The organism is Microbacterium sp. GbtcB4 (assembly GCF_019091465.1).
In the GTDB taxonomy this organism is placed as follows: domain Bacteria; phylum Actinomycetota; class Actinomycetes; order Actinomycetales; family Microbacteriaceae; genus Microbacterium; species Microbacterium paraoxydans.
In genome coordinates this window covers 1-228 of sequence record NZ_JAGXJJ010000829.1, presented here as the reverse complement: position 1 = coordinate 228, position 228 = coordinate 1, and the positions used below count along the sequence as shown (strand labels likewise).

1 protein-coding gene is annotated in these 228 nt (G+C 71.9%); it reads left to right on the top strand.

Annotation, left to right across the window (positions count from 1 at the left end; all coding sequences use genetic code 11):
* Positions 1-228: TlpA disulfide reductase family protein (locus KVS71_RS19770; RefSeq protein WP_217585364.1), on the top strand; the 228-nt coding region annotated here is incomplete at both ends.

Sequence of the window (228 nt, the reverse complement as noted above, 5' to 3'; positions counted from 1 at the left end):
CGGCGAGCCGGTCGAGTTCGCCGGGTACACCGAGCACGGCGAGGACTTCGACAGCGCCGTCATCGCCGGGAAGGTCGCGGTCGTGAACTTCTGGTACGCCGGCTGCGCCCCGTGCCGCGTCGGGGCCCCTGACCTGGAGGCCGTCTGGCAGGTGCACCAGGGCGCGGACGTGCAGTTCATCGGCATCAACACGCGCGACCCGGCGGACACGGCTGTCGCGTTCGCCGA